Here is a 17,951-nt window from a genome sequence, read left to right as displayed (position 1 = left end):
GACCGTCACCCTCAGGTGGGTAATTCCACACTCGTGAGAGGGAGAGCGCATACGGCTGATCACCGCACTGGACGGGGGGTCGGTTCACTGGCCCGGACACGAACAGGGGCGGCTGTCGGAGCGATCCGGTGGCCGCCCCTTCCGACGCCCCCAGGAGCGCACCGAGCATGTCCGAGACCGAGCCGGAGCGGCCCTCCCCGGCGCCGCAACCGCCGTCCGACCTCGCGACCGCGTCGATCCGGGCCGGCGGGGACCCCGACCAGGCCGTCCCCCCGCCGCCGCGGGTCGGTGACCCGGGGCGGGAACCGTCGCCGTGCTCCGAGACGTGGGACCTGATCACCGACGGGGTGGTCGAATTGCGCAAGCGCAGGCCCCGCGGATGACGGGTGCGGTGCCGGCCGGCACCGCCCGGGGGCGGGGCCAATCCAGTGGCTCGGCGGCTACGAATGGCTCACGAGGCGCGCGGATGCCGACGAACGACCGGGAATCCCGGAGGATCTTCCCGTGAACGACGTGACACGAGCGGACCGCGCCGAGGACGGCATGCCCGCCCTCCTCGGCCGGGTCGCCGAAGGGGACGAGGACGCCTTCGTCTCGGTGTACGAGGCGGTGAGCGGATCCGTGCTGGGCCTGGCGTACACGGTGCTGCGCGATCGGGCCCAGGCCGAGGAGGTGGCGCAGGAAGTGCTCGTCGAGGTGTGGCGCACCGCCGGGCGCTACCGCGCCGACCGGGGCAGCGTGCGGACCTGGGTGCTGACGATGGCGCACCGCCGCGCGGTCGACCGGGTGCGTTCCGCGCAGGCCTCGACCGAGCGCGAGCGGCGCGCGGCGCGGCTGGAGGCCGCCCTCCCGGAGTTCGACGAGGTGAGCGAGGCGGTGGAGCACCACGAGGAGCGTGACCGGGTACGGCGCTGCCTGGGTTCGCTGACCGAGATCCAGCGCCAGTCGGTGACCCTGGCCTACTACCGGGGTCTGACCTGCCGCGAGGTGTCCGAGGAACTGTCGGTTCCGCTGGGTACCGTCAAGACGCGCCTGCGCGACGGACTGCTGCGGCTGCGCGACTGTCTCGGGGTGAGCGGCGGATGAGCACAGAGGACACGGAAGGCACGGAGGGCACGACGGGCATGCACGAGGGCACGGGTGCCTACGTCACGCACGCGCTGCCCCCGGCGGAGCGGGCGGCCTTCGAGGCGCATCTGGAGACCTGCGAGGCGTGCCTGCGGGAGGTCGCGGAACTCGCGGCCACGGCGGCCCTGCTGGGCCGGGCGGTGGCGGTGGAGCCGCCGCCGGCGCTCCGGGAGTCGGTGCTGCGCGAGATCCGGGCGGCGCCCGCGCGGCCGGAGCCCGTACGGGTTCCCGCACACCACGCGCGGCCCGCGCGGCCCCGGCTGCGCTGGGCCCTGGCGGCCTGCCTCGCGGCGGCGGTCGGTTTCGGCGGGGTGGCGGCCTGGCAGTACCAGCGGGCCGAGACGGCCCGGCAGGACGCCCGACGGGTCGAGGCGCGGGCGGAGGCCCTCACCGGGGTGCTCGCGGCGCCCGACGCGCGGCTGGCCACGGGCCGCATGGCCGACGGCGGCACGGGCACGGTGGTGCTCTCCCGGGACCGGGACCGGGCCGTGTTCGTGGCCGACGGTCTCGCGGCGCCGCCCCAGGGGCGGGTGTACCAGCTGTGGTACGCCGACCCGAAGGGCGTCATGCGTCCGGCCGGGCTGATGGACCCGGCGCGACCCGACGCCCCCGCGCTGTTGAAGGGCGAGGTGGGTCCCGCCACCGGGGTCGGGGTCACGGAGGAACCGGCGGGCGGTTCGGCCGCACCGACCACGGATCCGCTGGTGGTGCTCGCGTTCCCGGCGGCGGGCGCCGCGTAGGACCGGAACCGGGGGGGTGCCCCCGGACGGAACACAACGGGCACGTCCCACCAAACCGGTTGCCGGGCCGCTCCGAATGACCCGCGTGAAGGAAGACCCGGGAGGCCCGCGACCCACAGTGTCGGGCGCGGCGCCCGAGGGCGGGGGGAACGACCCGACCCGAGGAGTCACGTGATGACAGCACGTCGCAACACAGGCATACGCAGGGCGGCGTTCGCCGCGTCGGCCGTGGCCGCACTGGCCCTGGGGCCGGCTCTCGCCGCGGGTTCCGCGATGGCGGCGGACGGCGAACCGTTCGGACCGGGCTGCGCCTCGGTACCGAAGGACGGCTCGGGCTCCTTCGCCGGCATGGCCAAGGACCCCGTGGCCACGGCCGCGTCGAACAACCCGGCCCTGTCGACCCTGGTCACCGCCGTCAAGAAGGCCGGCCTGGTCGACACCCTGAACAGCGCGAAGGACATCACGGTGTTCGCGCCGACCAACGCGGCCTTCGCCAAGGTACCGAAGGCCGACCTGGACAAGCTGCTGGCCGACAAGGCGCAGCTCACCAAGGTCCTCACCTACCACGTGGTGGGCCAGGAGCTGACACCGAAGCAGTTGGAGCAGGGCTCGTTCGACACCCTGTCCAAGCAGAGGCTGACCACCTCCGGTTCCGGCGAGTCCTTCAAGGTGAACGGCAACGCCTCGGTGGTCTGCGGTGACGTCCACACCGCCAACGCGACGGTCTACCTGGTGGACTCCGTCCTGATGCCGAAGTCCTGACACCCCGGACCCGCCCCTGCCCCGCCCCCTCCGGCGTCCGTCGGACCGCGCCCGCCCCGGGCACGGTCCGACGGACGCCGCACTCCGGATCACCCCAGGCGGATCGGGAGCGTCTGCACGCTGTTGCCGATGAAACTGCGCTGGTAGGGCAGTTCCGCGTCGGGCACCGCGAGGTCGAGGTCCGGAAACCGGTCGAAGAGCCGCTCCAGGGCGATGCAGGCCTCCAGCCGGGCGAGCGGTGCGCCCACGCAGTAATGGGCGCCGTGCCCAAAGGAGAGGTTGCGACTGTTCTCCCGGGTGAGGTCGAAACGGTCCGCCCCGGGACCGTACGCGGCCTCGTCACGGCCGGCCGCGGTGTAGCCCGCGAGAACCGGGGTGCCGCGCGGGATCACGGACCCGCCGACGGTCACGTCACGGGTGGGGTAGCGGAACGGGAACCAACTGACGGGGCCGTCCCAGCGCAGGGTCTCGTCGACCACGTCGGACCAGCTCGCCTTTCCCTCGCGGACCAGCGCGAGTTGATCGCGGTGGGTACACAGGGCGCGCACGGCATTGCTGATCAGGTTGAGCGTGGTCTCGTGGCCGGCGACGAGCATCAGACGCATCGTGCCGATGAGTTCGGCCTCGCTGAGCCGGTCACCGTCCCCGTCGCGGGCCGCGATCAGGGCGCTGGTGAGGTCGTCGCCCGGTGCGGCCCGGCGGGCGGCGGCGATGGCGCCCATGAGTTCGACGAGTTCGCGTACGGCGGCCATCACCTCGGCCGGGGTCGTGTCGGTGGAGACGATCACCGTGTTGGACAGGTGGTGCAGCCGCCCCCGGTGCTCCTCGTCGACGCCGAGCAGTTCGCAGATGACGCTCATCGGCAGGGGCAGCGCGAAGTGGGTCCTGAGGTCCGCGACGCCGTCCGGGGAGGAGGCCGCCGCCGCGGCGAGGTCGTCGAGCAGCCCGGCGGTCAACTCCTCGATGCGCGGCCGCAGTCGCTCCACCTGCCGGGCCGTGAAGGCGTTGCCGACCAGGGAGCGCAGCCGGCGGTGGTCGGCGGCGTCGGCGGTGTGCATGCCCTGGGCGTTGGCGAAGACCCGCAGGGGCCAGTCCCGGGGGACGCTGCCGTCATGCAGGCCGGGGAAGTGTCGGGCGTCCTTGGCGACATCGGGGTGGGCCAGGAACTCCTTCAGTGCGTCGTGGCCCAGGACGACCGCGCCGGGCACTCCGCCGGGGAGGACGACCTCCGCCACGGCGCCCCGGGACCGCAGGCGGGCGTTGAGGGCGTGCGGGCACCCCCCGGCGGGATCGATGACGTGCGCGTCTGCAGTGTGGGACGACAAGCCGATTCTCCTGACCGTGTGGAAGAGACCCGGCCAACAGTGAGGCCTGGAGGCGGGGTTGTTCAAGCCCGACTCCGCGCCGTCCCGAAACGAGCCGAGGGTGAGGGTGAGGGTGATGCGGGTGGTGCCTCCGGTGAAGTCGGTGGCGGTGGCGGTGGCGGTGGCGGTGGCGGTGGCGGTGGCGGTGGCGGGCCGGGGTGCCGGACGCGTCGGCGAGCATGTCCGGTTCGACGAAGGCGTGCACGGCGCTCTCGGCGCGGCCGACGACGTCGTCCCCGATGTCGCCGACGCAGACCACGGGACCACGGGACCACGGGGGATCCTCGGGCGTCCTTGCCGATGGCGGGGCCTTCCCGGTCGGTCGTGCCGGCCCCGGTGACGGTGCGGGTCGCCACGAGTCGGCCGGATGTGGTGTTGTCGTCGACGGCGAAGACCTGGTCGGTATTGCCGCTGTCGTCGACGGCGCGGAGGACGCCGGACGCCTGCGGCTCATGGCGAGGACGCCGAGTCCGGCCAGACCGCCGGGCGGGGACGGCGGTGGCCAGGGCCGCCACCCATGGTGTTCTGCGGGTGGGCGACATGCGCACCGCGGGAGGGGCATCGGTTGCCGACTCCAGGACCAACTCCTTCCCGTTTGAACATGGTTCAATGCCAAACCGGCAGGCCTCGCGGTCCGCAAGGCCTGTTCCGGTCAGGGTGCGGGCTCACTCGCGGATGCCTCGTGCGGGGCATGCGCGACGAAGGCAGGGCCTCGCCACCCAAGGGGTGTCGGGTGTGGGCGACACCCACCGGGGCGCGGCGGCGGCGGGGTGGACGAGCGGATCTCGGCGCCACTGCCGAAGGCCCTGGACACCGCGTCCCGGTGCCGGATGAGCGCGCCGCACCCGTCCGCGACCCGGTGACCCTGGCGAGTCGTTCGTCGACTTCCGGCCGGGGCCCGGGGCGCACGCCGGAGCAGCCGGACACGGCCCCCCTCCCGGTCCGTCGGCCCGCGCCCGCGCACGGCAGCGCCATGGGCAGCCCATCGAACACCCGTAACGGCGCCGGGTGGCCGCGCCCGTGACGGAACGGCGGTCCGCGACGGCGACGAGGGGGCGAAGCTGCGCGAGAGCGGGGGTCATGACCGGACGGTAACCGGGCGATGCCTTACCCGTGAGGGGCGCCATGTTGAACAACTCCCGCGCCGCGATGAGTCGTTCATGCCCGGGTGGCGAGAAGACGCACCGACACGGCGTGACCTGCGCCCGACCCTCCCCCCACGTGCTCCCCGGACCCGGTCCGCGGAGCGGGGATCTCCGCAGGCCACCGGGGCGACGGGGCTGCGGGGCGGACCGCGCCCGGACGGTCGCGAACCGGCCGGCGGGTCTGGAGGGAGCGAGAGAACCCACTCCGCATACCGGTTGACAGTGCACGGTCATCACCGCACGATGCATCGCGGCGCCGGGGAGTTTGACCACCGCTCAACCCCGTCCGAACCGTCGACGGGTCACCCGGCCACCGCACGCACCGCGCCGGCGGAGTCGTCGACCGGCGTGTTCCCCCGTCCTGCCCGCACGGCCCGCACCCCCACAGCACGGCCCGTACGGCCCACGCGTCGCCCCGCACGACACCGCCCCGCAAGGCCTCGCGCGCCCCCTCGCGAGGCGCCCCGGGCGCGACGCGCACCGCGCGACGTGACACGGAACGGCACGGCACCACGCGCCTCGCACCACCCCGCGCGACCACCCGCACCGGAACACACCGCACCGCACCGGAACCCACCGGAGAAGGAGCGCCCGTGACCCCCCACCCCGAGCAGCCCCCCGCCACCCGCGACCTGGTCGTCGCGGTCTGCCCCTTCGAGGAACCGCACCCTCGGATCGTCACCGCCGCCGAGCGCGCCGGGGCCCTCGGGCTGCTCGACCTCGGCCGGGACCCCGTACCGGCGCGGGCCGCCTTCGCGGAGCTCGGGCGGCGGCTCGACGGCCGTCCGTACGGGGTGCGGATACCGGTGGGCTGTCCGCTGGGCCCCGGGGAACTTCCGGCCCAGGTGGACACGGTGCTGCTCGCCGATGTCGCGGAGCACACCCCGGGTCGGGTGGCCGCCTGGGCTGCGGCCCCCGGATCCCCCCGGGTCTGGGCCGAGATCACCGGCCCCGGGGAGGCACGGGCGGCGGTGGCGGCCGGGGTCGGGGCGATCGTGGCCAAGGGACACGAGGCCGGCGGCCGGGTGGGCCCGACCACCACCTTCGTCCTCCTCCAACGGCTGCTGGCCGGCTCCGGACCGGGAGTGCCCGTCATCGCGTGCGGGGGCATCGGCCCGCACACGGCGGCGGCCGCCGTCGCGGGCGGGGCCGCCGGCGTGCTGATGGACGTACAACTGGCCCTGACGGTCGAGGGGGTGGCCGGCCTGCCCGCAGAAGTCGTGGCCGCGCTGCGGGCGATGGACGGTTCCGAGAGCCGGCTGGTCGACGGGCACCGGGTGTTCGCCCGGCCCGACCTGCCGCCGCCCGACGGACCGGCTGCGCGCCTGCTCGGGGCCCGTGACCTGCGGACGCAGTTGCTGCCCGTCGGCCAGGACGGGGGCATGGCCGACCGGCTGGCCCGAAGGCACCGCACCGCGGGCGGGGTGCTCCAGGCCGTCCGGGCCGCCGTCGCCGGACACATCGGGGTCGCCACCCGAACGAGACCGCTGCTCGGGTCCCGGGTGGTGGCGCAGGGCCCGATGACCCGGGTCAGCGACCAGGCGGCGTTCGCCGAGGCGGTGGCCGAGGCGGACGGAGTCCCCTACCTCGCCCTCGCCCTGACCCGGGGCCCGCAGGTACTCCGACTGCTGGCCGAGACCGCGGAGCGGCTCGGGGACCGGCCGTGGGGCGTGGGCCTGCTCGGCTTCGCCCCGCCCGAGCTGCGCCGGGAGCAGCTCGCGGCCGTGGCGCGGGTGCGCCCCCCGTACGCGATCATCGCCGGCGGCACCCCGGCGCAGGCGGCCCCGCTGGAGGCGGCGGGAACGGTGACGCACCTGCACGTCCCCTCACCCGGCCTGTTGGAGCGGTATCTCGCCGAGGGGGCGCGGCGGTTCGTCTTCGAGGGATCGGAGTGCGGCGGGCACGTGGGGCCGCGCGCCTCGTTCCCGCTGTGGGAGGAGCAGGTCGAACGGCTGCTGTCCTGCGCCGAACCGGCCCGGCTGGACGTCCTGTTCGCAGGCGGCATCCACGACGAGCGGTCCGCCGCGATGGCGGTGACGGCCGCCGCCCCGCTGGTCGCCCGGGGCGCCCGCGTCGGCGTACTGATGGGCACCGCCTACCTGTTCACACGGGAGGCGGTCGCGGCGGGCGCGATCCTGCCGGGCTTCCAGCGGACGGCGGTGGAGTGCGAGGAGACCGTCCTGTTGCACACCGGACCGGGCCACGCCACCCGTTGCGCGGAGACCCCGTACGCGGTGACGTTCGAGGAGACCAGACGGCGACTCGCCGAGGACGGGACCGAACCGCGCCAGATGTGGGAGGAGTTGGAGCGGCTGAATCTGGGCCGGCTCCGGATCGCCGGCAAGGGGGTGCGTCGGGGTGCGGGCGGCCTGGAACCGGTGAGCGAGCCGGAGCAGTTGACGGACGGGCTGTTCATGCTCGGGCAGGCCGCCACCCTGCGGTCCGCGACCACGACGGTGGCCGCGCTGCACGCCCAGGTCACCCGGGGGGCGACGGAGTTCCTGGACCGGCGGGCAGCCGAGACCACCGGAGCGGCCGGCGAGGAGACCGGCCCCGTCGCCGAACCGCTCGACGTCGCCATCGTCGGAATGGCCTGTGCCTACCCGGGGGCACCGGGTCTCGACGCGTACTGGTCGCAGATCCTGGCCGGCCGGGACGCCGTCACCGAGGTACCGGCCGAGCGGTGGGACCCGGGGCTCTACTACGATCCCGACCCGGCCCGCGCCGGGGAGCGCACCCCTTCCCGCTGGGGCGGCTTCCTGGCGCCGGTGCCGTTCGACGCCCTCGCCCACGGCATTCCGCCGACCTCGCTGGCCGGGATCGAACCGGTACAGCTCCTGGCCCTGGAGATCTCGGCGCGGGCGCTCGGGGACGCCGGGTACGGTCGGGACAGGGAGTTCGACCGTACGCGGACCTCGGTGGTCTTCGGCGCGGAGGCGGGCACCGAGCTGGCGGGCGCGTACGGGTTGCGCGCACTGTATCCGGCCTATCTGGGCGAGCTGCCGCCCGCGCTGGACGAGCAGTTGCCCCGGCTGACGGAGGACTCCTTCCCGGGCATCCTCGCCAACGTGATCGCGGGACGCGTCGCGAACCGTCTCGACCTGGGCGGCGCCAACTGCACCGTGGACGCGGCCTGCGCCTCCTCGTTGGCCGCCCTCGACCTGGCCTGTCGGCAACTGCGCGACGGTGACAGCGACATGGTGGTGTGCGGTGGCGCCGACGTGCACAACGGCATCAACGACTACCTGATGTTCGCCTCCGTACGGGCCCTGTCGCCCGGCGGACGCTGCCGGCCCTTCGACGCCGCCGCGGACGGGATAGCGCTCGGCGAGGGGGTGGGCGCCCTGGTGCTGAAGCGGCTGTCGGACGCGGAGCGCGACGGTGACCGGGTGTACGCGGTGATCAAGGCGGTCGGCGCGTCGAGCGACGGCCGATCGCTGGGGCTGACCGCGCCCCGACCGGAGGGACAACGACGGGCCCTGGAACGGGCGTACGCGCGAGCCGGCGTCACCCCGGCCGACGTGGGGCTCATCGAGGCCCACGGCACCGGGACCGTGGTCGGCGACAGCACCGAACTGGCCGTGCTGAGCGCGCTGTTCACCGCCTCGGGAGCCGCGCCGGGATCCTGCGCCCTGGGGTCGGTCAAATCGCAGATCGGCCACACCAAGTGTGCGGCCGGGCTCGCCGGCCTGATCAAGGCCGCGTGGGCCGTGCACACGGGCATCCGGCCCCCGACCGCACATCTGAGCACGCCGAACGCGGCCTGGAGTCCCGAGGACGGCCCGTTCGTCTTCGACACCGAGGCCCGGCCGTGGGCGGTGCCGGTGGAGCGGCGGATCGCGGGCGTCAGCGCGTTCGGCTTCGGAGGCACCAACTACCACGCCGTGTTGGCCGGTTACGGCGGTGCGGAGGAACCGGACCACGGGCTGGAGGAGTGGCCGGCGGAACTTTTCTGCTTCCGGGGCGAGGACCGGCGGGCCGCGGGGCGGGCCATGGCACGGCTCGCCGCCCGACTGGAGGAGAACGACGCGGCCGGCCGGCCCTGGGCCCTGCGGGACCTCGCGGCGGAGGCCTGCGCGTCCGGCAGCGGGCCGGTGCGGGTGGCCGTGGTCGCCACCGACGCGGACGAACTCGCGGTCCGGCTGGAGCAGGCCCGCGGCTTCACCCCTGGCACGGGGGTCCACGTACGGGAGGAGGCGGCCGACCCGGGCGGGGTGGCGTTCCTCTTTCCCGGACAGGGCAGCCAACGCGTCGGAATGCTCGGGGACTTGTTCATGGCGTTCCCCGCCTTGCGCGGGCTCCTGGACGAGGCACCGGGCGGGGTGGCGCGCGCGGTGTTCCCGCCGGCCGCGTTCACCGCGCCGGCCCGGTCCGCTCAACGGGCGGCCGTCACCGACACCCGGGTGGCCCAGCCCGCCCTCGGGCTGGCCGGCGCCGCGGCGCACCTGCTGCTCGGCAGGTTCGGTGTGGTGCCCGACTGTGTCGCCGGGCACTCCTACGGGGAACTGACCGCGCTGTGGGCGGCGGGCGCGTACGACACGGCGAGCCTGTCGCGGCTGAGCACGCGCCGGGCCGAGGCGATCCTGGCGGCGGCCGGGGCGGATCCCGGGGCCATGGCGGCGGTGTCCGCGGCCCCGGAGGAGGTCCGGGACCTCGCGGCGCGGGCCGGGTGCGTGGTGGCGAACCACAACGCGCCCCGCCAGTGCGTGATCTCCGGCCGGACGGAGGCCGTGGCCGAGGCGGTTGCGGCACTTCGGGCATCCGGACTCGCGGCCGAACTCCTGCCGGTGGCCTGTGCGTTCCACAGCGAGGTGGTGGCCGGGGCCGAGTCCGCGCTCGCCGCGGAACTGGCGGCGACGGAGGTGTCCGGGCCGACCGTGCCGGTGTGGTCGAACACCACGGCGGCCCCGTACCCGGCCGACGCCGAGGGCGTACGCGGCCTCCTGGCGGGTCAGGTGGCACGGCCGGTCCGGTTCGTCGACGAGGTGGAGGCCATGTACGCGGCCGGCGTCCGGACGTTCGTGGAAGCGGGGCCGGGTCGGGTGCTGTCCGGTCTGACGGCCCGGATCCTGGGCGATCGTCCCCACACGGTGGTGCCGTTGGACGTGCCCGGCGAGCACGGTCTGATCCGGCTGGTCACCGCCCTGGCCGAGCTGGCCGCGGCCGGTGTCCCGATCGCCCCCGAAGCCCTGTTCCGCGGCCGGACCGCCGCGCTGCCGGACCGGGCGCCGCGACGCCCGGGCTGGCTGGTGGACGGCCACCTGGTCCGCACCTCGGCCGGCACCCCGATCCCGGGCGGCCTCCGCCCCGCCCACCGCATCCCCCGACCGGAGGCACCGATGAGCCCGCAGAGCGCCGCCGAACAGGACGGCTCCCCCCTTCCTCCCCTTCACCCCCGCCCCGTCGCGACCCCGGCTCCCCCGACGCGGCCCGGCCCCCCGGCCGGAAACGGCCGCGGGCCGACCGCGGCCCCCGGGCCCCGTGACGAGGCCGTGCTGGAGTACCTCCGCGGCTCGCGCCTGCTGATCGAGGCCCAACGCGAGGTCCTCCTCGGCTACCTGGGCCTGCCCGGCGCGGGCACGCCGGCCGACCGGGCGCCGGGCGCCCCCGCCCGGCCCGAACCGGACGCGGCGTGGGACGACGGCTCCGCGTGGACCGACGACCCGGCGTGGACCGACGGCCCGGCGTGGGTCGGGGCGGGGCCCGACGGACACGTGCCGGTTGCCGGGAGCCCGGGCCGTTCCCCCGACCCGTGGCGGTCGGCGCCGGTCAACGGCCGGGAGCCGGCGCGCGCGGCCACGGCGCCCGGCGGCGGGGTGGCGATCGAGGCGGCGGCGCACCCCGATCCGTGGCGGCCGGCCGACCCCCACCCCGTCGACGGCCCGGTGGGCCGGCCGGGTGCCCCGGCGACCGCCGCCGCCGCGCCGCTGACCGCGGGCGAGGTGATGGACGTCGTCCTCGACATCGTGCACACACGAACCGGCTATCCCCTGGACATGCTCGACCCCGCGCTGGACCTGGAGGCCGACCTGTCCATCGACTCCATCAAGCGGGTCGAGATCATCGGCGCCCTCGCCGACCGGATCGGACTGCCCCGGGAACCGGACGGATCCACCGAGTCGGCCGTCGAGGAACTCTCCCGCCTGAAGTCCCTGCGCGGCGTGGTCGACTGGGTCGTGTCCCACACCGCGTCGTCCGCCGACGGGTACGACACCACGACCACCGGCACCGCGACCCCCGACGCCCCGGCCGCCGGCGCCGCGCTCCACGACGCCCCGGCCGTCGCCTCACTGTCGACCGGCGCCCGGTCCGAGGGGCGCACGCCCCGCACCGCCGGGCCGCGACCGCGCCGCATGCGCGTGGACCTCGTACCCGTCGCACCGCCCGGCGGGGATCCGGCCGGACTGCGCGGGCTGCGGGTCGGGATCGTCGAGGACGGGCAGGGGGTGGCGCTCGCGCTGGGCGGGGCCCTGGAGTCCTGCGGGGTCGAGGTGCGGTTGCTGTCCGCGCCCGAGGCCGGCCACGACGGGCTCGTCGACCTGTCCGCACTGCGGGCCGGGCAGGGCGCGGGGCAGGAACCCGTCCTGCCCGGCGCCTTCGCCGGGCTCAAGCGGGCCCTCGTAGGCGGTGTGGGTCGGCTGATCCTCGCCGCGACCCCCGAATCGGGCCTGCACGGCTTCGCCCGCAGCGCCGCCCTCGAGTTCCCCGGCGCCCTGGTCCGGGCGGTCGGAGTACACCCGAAGGAGGACCCGGCTCGCGTCGCCGCGCAGCTCGTCGCCGAGTTGAGCGACACCGCCGGGGTCCGGGACCGGCACGAAGCCGATGCGTACGCCGACGCCGAGAGTGACGGCGAGCACGACGGTCGCGCCCCGGGCGCAGGCCCGGCCGCCGCCCCGCACTCCGTCGTCTACACCGCCGACGGAGCCCGCGTCACCGCCCGTCCCGTGCCGGCCGACCTCACTCCCTCCGGGTCGCCGCCGCCCCTCGACCGCGACTCCGTCGTCCTTCTCACCGGCGGCGCCCGGGGGATCACCGCCCGGACGGCGCTCGCCCTCGCCCGGGCCACCGGTTGCCACGTCGAACTCGTCGGGCGCACTCCCGAGCCGACGGCCGCCGAGGACGAGCGGTACGGGCAGGCCACGGACCGGGTGGCGCTGCGCGCCGCGCTGGTGGCGGCGGGGTTGCGCACGCCCGCCGAGATCGAGGCCGCCGCCTCCCGGATCCTCGCCGAGCGCGAGGTGCGGGCCACCCTGGCGGCCCTCGCCGGCGTCGCCGCCTCCGTGCGCTACCACCGCGCCGACGTCACCGACGAGCGGGCGGTGCGGGCGGTCGTGGCGGCCGTACGGGCCCGGCACGGCCGGCTCGACGGCATCGTGCACGGCGCCGGCACCCTCCGGGACGGACTGCTGCGGGACAAGCGTCCCGAGTCCTTCGCCGAGGTGTTCACCACCAAGGTGGCCGGCGCCCGGCACCTCGCCGCGGCCGCCGCCGACCACGGCGACACGCCCGCCCCCGCCTTCCTGGCCCTCTTCGCCAGCGTGTCCGGGGTGTACGGCAACCGCGGCCAATGCGACTACGCCGCCGCCAACGACGCCCTCGACGGTCTCGCCCACACCTGGGCCGCCGGCTTCCCCGGCCGGGTGCTGTCCGTCGACTGGGGTCCCTGGGCGGCCGAGGCGGGCGGCATGGTCACTCCCGAGTTGGAGCGCACGTACGACCGCCGGGGCATCGCGGTGATCGGCCCCGAGGCGGGTACCGCCGCCTTCCTCGCCGAACTCGCGGACGGCCACGACGTACAGGTCGTCCTGACGGCGGCGCGGGACGACGGGCACGGCCGGACCCCGGGCAGAGCGGGAACCGTGCACGAAGCCGGCACCGGCCACGGCGACGGGACCGGGGAGCGCCGTGACTGACGGGCCGCGGCGCGGGCCTCGACCCACCGACGCGGCCATCGTGGGGATGGGCGCGGTCTTCCCCGGGGCCCCGGACCTGGCCGCCTACCGCCGCAATCTGCTCGCCGGAACGGATTCCATCGGGGAGGTTCCGCCCGGCCGCTGGGATCCCGAGGTCTACTACGACCCCGCCGGGGGCACCGGGCCGGCGCGCGGGGATCGTTTCTACTGCCGGCGGGGCGGCTTCATCGACGGGCCGGCCGCCTTCGATCCGACACGTTTCGGGATCATGCCGTCGGCGGTCGAGGGGGCCGAACCGGACCAGCTCCTGGCCTTGCACGTCACGGCCGAGGCGGTCGCCGACGCGGGCGGCGAGGAACGGCTGCCGGCCGACCGGTCGCGGATCGGGGTGGTGTTGGGGCGCGGCGGGTTCATGGGTGTGGCCACCGCCCGCCTGGACCAACGGGTGCGCACGGCGCACCAGTTGGCGCAGACGTTGCGGGAGGTGGCGCCCGAGCTGGGGGAGCGGCGCATCGCCGAGGTGCGCTCCGCGTTCCAGGACGCTCTGGGGCCGGATCGACCCGACGCCTCGATCGGGCTCGTGCCGAGCTTCACCGCCGCCCGGACGGCGAACCGGTTGGACTTCCGGGGCCCGGCCTACACCCTGGACGCGGCCTGCGCCTCCTCGCTCCTCGCGGTGGACCAGGCGGTGGGGCTGCTGGCGGGCGGGCGCTGTGACGTGGTGGTCGCCGGGGCGGTGCACCACTGCCACATCGCCACGCTGTGGAGCGTGTTCACCCAGTTGCGGGCGTTGAGTCCGACCGAGCGGATCCGCCCCTTCGACCGGCGGGCCGACGGGACGCTGCTCTCGGAGGGCACCGGGGTGGTGCTGCTGAAACGGCTCGCCGACGCGGAGCGGGACGGGGACCGGATCTACGCGGTGATCCGTGGTACGGGGGTCGCCGGGGACGGGCGGGCGGCGAGCCTGATGAGCCCGCTCGTGTCGGGGCAGGTACAGGCGCTCGAACGGGCCTGGCGGGAAGCCGACTTGGACCCTCGCTCCCCCGGGGCGCTGGGGCTCCTGGAGGCGCACGGCACGGGAACCCCGATCGGGGACGCGGCCGAACTGGACACACTGGGGCGGGTGTTCGGGTCACCCCGCGACGGGGCGGGACGGGTCGGCTTCGGGTCGGTCAAGTCGATGCTGGGGCACACCATGCAGGCGTCGGGCATCGCCGGTTTGATCAAGGCGGCGCTGGCGGTGCACGAGGGGGTCCTGCCGCCCACCCTGCACCTGGACGAGCCGCACCCGGACCTGGCCCGTACGCGGATGCGGCCGGTCACGGTGGCAGAACCGTGGGAACGCGGCCCCGAGCCCCGGCGGGCCGGCGTCAACGCGTTCGGGTTCGGCGGGATCAACGCGCACGTGGTGCTGGAGGAGGCCCCGGGTGCCTCCGCGAATCCCGGCGGCGCAGCGCCGAGACCCGCGCCGCCGGTGCGCCGCTTTCTTCCGGTGGGCTCGCCGCCCCCGACTCCGACCGCGACGGGGGCAGGGGGGCGGGAGGATGTCCTCCTGTTCGCCGGGGAGAGCACGGCCGACGTGGTCGCGCTCCTGGCCGCCGGCGCGCCCTCGGCCCCGTTGGGGTCGGCGCCCGGGGACGGCCCGTGCCGGCTCGCGGTGGTCGGGCCCACACCGCAGCGGCTCGCGCTGGCCGCGAAGGTGCTGGCGCGCGGGCGGACGTGGCACGGCCGGGGAGACGTGTGGTTCACGCCCGAACCTCTGGGCGGCCGGCTCGCGTTCCTCTACCCGGGCCTGGAACCGGAGTTCGCGCCGGTCGCCGACGACGTCGCGGACCTGCTCGGCCTGGATCGCCCCCGGCTCGGACGGGGCGGGGAGTTGATGGAACGGGCGCTGGACGCCATCGAAGCGGGCCGGTTCTTCGGCCGCGCCCTCGGTGAACTGGGCATCGAGGCGGACGTGTCGGCCGGTCACAGCCTGGGTGAATGGGCCGCGATGGTGGCGGCCGGGATGTACCCGCGGGAGGCCGTCGACACCTTCCTCGCCTCGCTGCGGCCGGGCTCGCTGAAGGTACCGGACCTCGTGTACGCGGCACTGGGTTGTGGGGCGCGGCGGGCCGAGGCGGCGATTCACGGCGAGGGCGGGGTGGTGGTCAGCCACGACAACTGCCCGCACCAGTCGGTGGTGTGCGGGGATCCCGCCGGGGTCGCCCGGGTCGTCGCGCGGCTGCGGGCCGAAGGGGTGATGGGCCGGGAGCTCCCGTTCCGCTCGGGTTTCCACACGCCGATGTGGGAGCCGTACCTGGGGCAGGTACGGGCGGCGTTCGACCGGCTGCCGCTGCGGCCGGCCGCGGCGGGGCGGGTCTGGTCGGCGACGACGGTGTCCCCGTTCCCGGCGGCGGCCGAGGAGGTGCGGGAGTTGGTGGTGCGGCACCTGCTGGAGCCGGTGCGTTTCCGTGAGTTGACCCTGCGGATGTACGAGGACGCCGGGGTACGGCACTTCGTGACGCTGGGACCGGGGAGCCTGCCGGGGTTCGTCGAGGACACCCTGCGCGACCGGCCACACCTGTCGGTGTCCGTGTCCTCGCCCCGTCTTGCGGGCGTGGCGGCGCTGCGACGTGCGTGCGCGGCGCTGTGGACGCAGGGGCAGGCGCCGAAGTGGGACCGGCTGTCGCAGGACACCCCGCCGGACCCGCGCACGACGCCGGACCCGAACGCGACGCCCGCGGCCGTCGCCCCGACCGTGGCCGCGGGCCCGGTCGAGCCGGTGGGCAGGCCGGTGGTGTCCCGCGCGATGCCGTTGGACCTGGGCTCCCCGCTGGTCCGCCTCTCCCCCGCCGCCCTGGCCCGGCTGCGCGCCTGCGACCCGGCCGGGGCCGGGGTGGCGCCGGTGATCACGACCCCGGCCGGGAGCACGACCCGGGCGGGAACCCCGTCCGGCCTTCCGGCCGGAGCCGCGGCCGTCACGACCGCCACCGGCCGCCCGGCGGGAACCCCGCATCACCATGGGGCGGGAGGCGGCGGTGGGGCCGGGGCGGGGCCGGCCCCGGGCAGGGCGGTCCTGCGGCTCGGCCTCGACACGCTGCCCTACGTGCGGGACCACCGGGTCTACCTCCAGCCTGCGGGCTGGCCGGAGGAGTCCGACTGGTTCCCCGTCGTGCCCATGACCACCATGCTGGAACTGGCCTCGCAGGCCGCGCTGGCCCACATCGCCCGCTCCGACCACGACCGGGACGGTGTCGAGGTCGTCGGGTACGAGGACGTCCGCGCCCTGCGCTGGCTGCCCGTCGAGCCCGCCCACGACATCGAGGTCAGCACGCGCGCGGACGGTCCCGGACGCGTCCACGTCGCCCTGGGCGAGTACGCCACCGTCGTCGTGCTGCTCGGCCGGTCCTTCGATCCGGCGCCCGCGCCCGACCCCAGGCCGCTGCGCGACCCGGGCCCCGCCCCCGTCAGCGCGGACGCGCTCTACCGTGACCGGTGGATGTTCCACGGCCCCCGCTTCGCCGGCGTGCACGAGGTCCGCACCGTGGCCGCCGACGGCATCCGGGGCGTGCTGCGCGCCCTCCCGGACCCCGGGGCGCTGCTCGACGCCGCCGGGCAGTTGTTCGGGCACTGGATGCAGTTGCGACTTCCGGTGGACCGGCTCGTGTTCCCCGCCACCGTCGACCGGGTCCGCTTCCACGGGCCGCCGCCCCCGCCGCACGCGCTGGTGGCGGCCACCGCCCGGATCCGGGAGGTCCGCGGGACCACCGTTCGGGGCGATCTCGAACTGTGCCGTCCCGACGGCCGGGTCTGGGCGCGGATCGACGGCTGGACGTACCGGCGCTTCGGTGCCGACGAGCGGGTGTGGCCGATGAAGTTCACCCCGGAGGTCTGCGGGATCGGTGAGCCGCAGCCCGCCGGGTGGTGCCTGGCCCGCCGCCGGTGGACGGATCCCGCGTCGCAGGAGCTGGTGATGCGCCGCTATCTCGGGGCGGCCGAGCGGGCCGTGTACGAGCGGCGTTCACCGCGGGAGCGGCCCGGCTGGCTGCTCGGCCGGATCGCGGCCAAGGACGCGCTGCGGGGCCTGCTGTGGGACGGCGGCGCCGGCGCCGTGTTCCCGGTGGAGGTACCGGTCGGCAACGATCCGTCGGGCCGTCCCGTACCGGAGGGGCCGCTGGTCGCGGGGGTTCACCTCTCGATCGCGCACAAGGACCGGCTCGCGGTCGCGCTGGCCCACCGCACCCGGCCCGTCGGGGTGGACGTGGAGACGGCGACCACCGATCCCGACGCCCTGACCCGGATCGCCCTGGGCACGGGCGAACGGGCCCTGGCCGAAGGGCTGGCGGCCCTCGACGGGAGCACTCTGCCGGCCGCGCTCACCACGCTCTGGTGTGCCAAGGAGGCCGCCGCGAAGGCGGAGGGCACCGGTCTCGCCGGACGCCCCCGCGACTGGCGGGTGTCGGGCGATCCCGGATCCGGCGTCCTGCGCGTGGTGTCCCCCGCGCGCGTCGTCCACACGGTCCGCCACGACACGATTCCAGCGAGTCACCCCACCCCCCTCGATCACCTCGTCGCCTGGACGGAGCCCCACCATGACCGCTGACATCCTCGCCGAGATCACCGACATGCTCGTGGAGATCGTCGGCGACGAGTTCCTCGTCGCCCAGGAGGTCACGATGCGCACCACCTTCAACGAGGATCTCGCCCTGGAGAGCATCGAGTTCGTCGCGCTCGCCGAGTCGCTGCACCACCGCTACGGCGCCGAGGTCGACCTGATGGGGTTCCTCGCGGAGAAGGACATGGACGGCATCCTCGCCATGTCGGTGGGCGAGATCGTCGAGCACATCGCCCGGGTCACGCACGGTTCCCTCGCGCGGACGACCGGCTCTCCCGCCACCGCCGCCTCGGCCGGCTGAG

The 17,951-nt window shown here is 75.6% G+C and carries 8 protein-coding genes; 7 read left to right on the top strand and 1 reads right to left on the bottom strand.

The window, feature by feature from the left end; all coding sequences use genetic code 11:
* Positions 1-167 precede the first annotated feature (167 nt).
* The 4 genes from ACQEVM_RS12045 to ACQEVM_RS12030 all read left to right on the top strand — a co-directional run bounded on the left by ACQEVM_RS12045 (position 168) and on the right by ACQEVM_RS12030 (position 2,630).
* Complete coding sequence (locus ACQEVM_RS12045) at positions 168-383, top strand: hypothetical protein (RefSeq protein WP_433077761.1); 216 nt, start codon at positions 168-170, stop codon at positions 381-383.
* Positions 384-504: 121 nt separating this feature from the next.
* Positions 505-1,086, top strand: coding sequence for an ECF RNA polymerase sigma factor SigK (gene sigK / locus ACQEVM_RS12040; protein WP_266952095.1), 582 nt, complete (start codon positions 505-507; stop codon positions 1,084-1,086).
* Entirely contained in the window at positions 1,083-1,868 is a 786-nt protein-coding gene (locus ACQEVM_RS12035; protein WP_433077758.1) for an anti-sigma factor, read from the top strand. Before sigK ends, ACQEVM_RS12035 begins: the two co-directional genes overlap by 4 nt.
* 174 nt (positions 1,869-2,042) lie before the next feature.
* The gene (locus tag ACQEVM_RS12030) at positions 2,043-2,630 is read left to right on the top strand and encodes a fasciclin domain-containing protein (RefSeq protein ID WP_433077756.1); all 588 of its coding nucleotides are present in this window, start codon (positions 2,043-2,045) and stop codon (positions 2,628-2,630) included.
* Between the two features lie 89 nt (positions 2,631-2,719).
* Here the strand turns inward: ACQEVM_RS12030 and ACQEVM_RS12025 are convergent, their stop codons facing one another.
* Positions 2,720-3,955: a cytochrome P450 family protein gene (locus tag ACQEVM_RS12025; protein WP_433077754.1), complete on the bottom strand. Its 1,236-nt coding sequence runs from the start codon at positions 3,953-3,955 to the stop codon at positions 2,720-2,722.
* Between the two features lie 1,777 nt (positions 3,956-5,732).
* On the opposite strand from ACQEVM_RS12025, the gene ACQEVM_RS12020 reads away from it, so the two are divergent.
* From ACQEVM_RS12020 to ACQEVM_RS12010, 3 genes are read left to right on the top strand one after another with little or no spacing between them, the layout of a single operon-like run.
* Positions 5,733-13,052 carry an SDR family NAD(P)-dependent oxidoreductase gene (locus ACQEVM_RS12020; RefSeq protein ID WP_433077752.1) on the top strand — a complete coding sequence of 2,440 codons (7,320 nt, stop codon included), beginning with the start codon at positions 5,733-5,735 and terminating at the stop codon, positions 13,050-13,052.
* The gene (locus ACQEVM_RS12015; protein ID WP_433077750.1) at positions 13,045-17,637 is read left to right on the top strand and encodes a beta-ketoacyl synthase N-terminal-like domain-containing protein; all 4,593 of its coding nucleotides are present in this window, start codon (positions 13,045-13,047) and stop codon (positions 17,635-17,637) included. The genes ACQEVM_RS12020 and ACQEVM_RS12015 overlap by 8 nt, the downstream gene beginning before the upstream one ends.
* Positions 17,627-17,950 (top strand): acyl carrier protein, encoded by a 324-nt coding sequence (locus tag ACQEVM_RS12010; protein ID WP_433077748.1) that lies wholly within the window; start codon positions 17,627-17,629, stop codon positions 17,948-17,950. Before ACQEVM_RS12015 ends, ACQEVM_RS12010 begins: the two co-directional genes overlap by 11 nt.
* Position 17,951: the final 1 nt, after the last annotated feature.

The sequence above is a fragment of the Streptomyces sp. CA-243310 genome (assembly GCF_050936775.1).
GTDB lineage: Bacteria > Actinomycetota > Actinomycetes > Streptomycetales > Streptomycetaceae > Streptomyces.
Note: the sequence above shows the minus strand (reverse complement) of the source record. Positions and strands in the feature narration are given on the sequence as shown.

Coding starts and splice junctions, on each gene's coding strand:
- ACQEVM_RS12045 (WP_433077761.1), top strand. CDS start 168: ATGTCCGAGACCGAGCCGGAGCGGCCCTCCCCGGCGCCGCAACCGCCG.
- ACQEVM_RS12035 (WP_433077758.1), top strand. CDS start 1,083: ATGAGCACAGAGGACACGGAAGGCACGGAGGGCACGACGGGCATGCAC.
- ACQEVM_RS12030 (WP_433077756.1), top strand. CDS start 2,043: ATGACAGCACGTCGCAACACAGGCATACGCAGGGCGGCGTTCGCCGCG.
- ACQEVM_RS12010 (WP_433077748.1), top strand. CDS start 17,627: ATGACCGCTGACATCCTCGCCGAGATCACCGACATGCTCGTGGAGATC.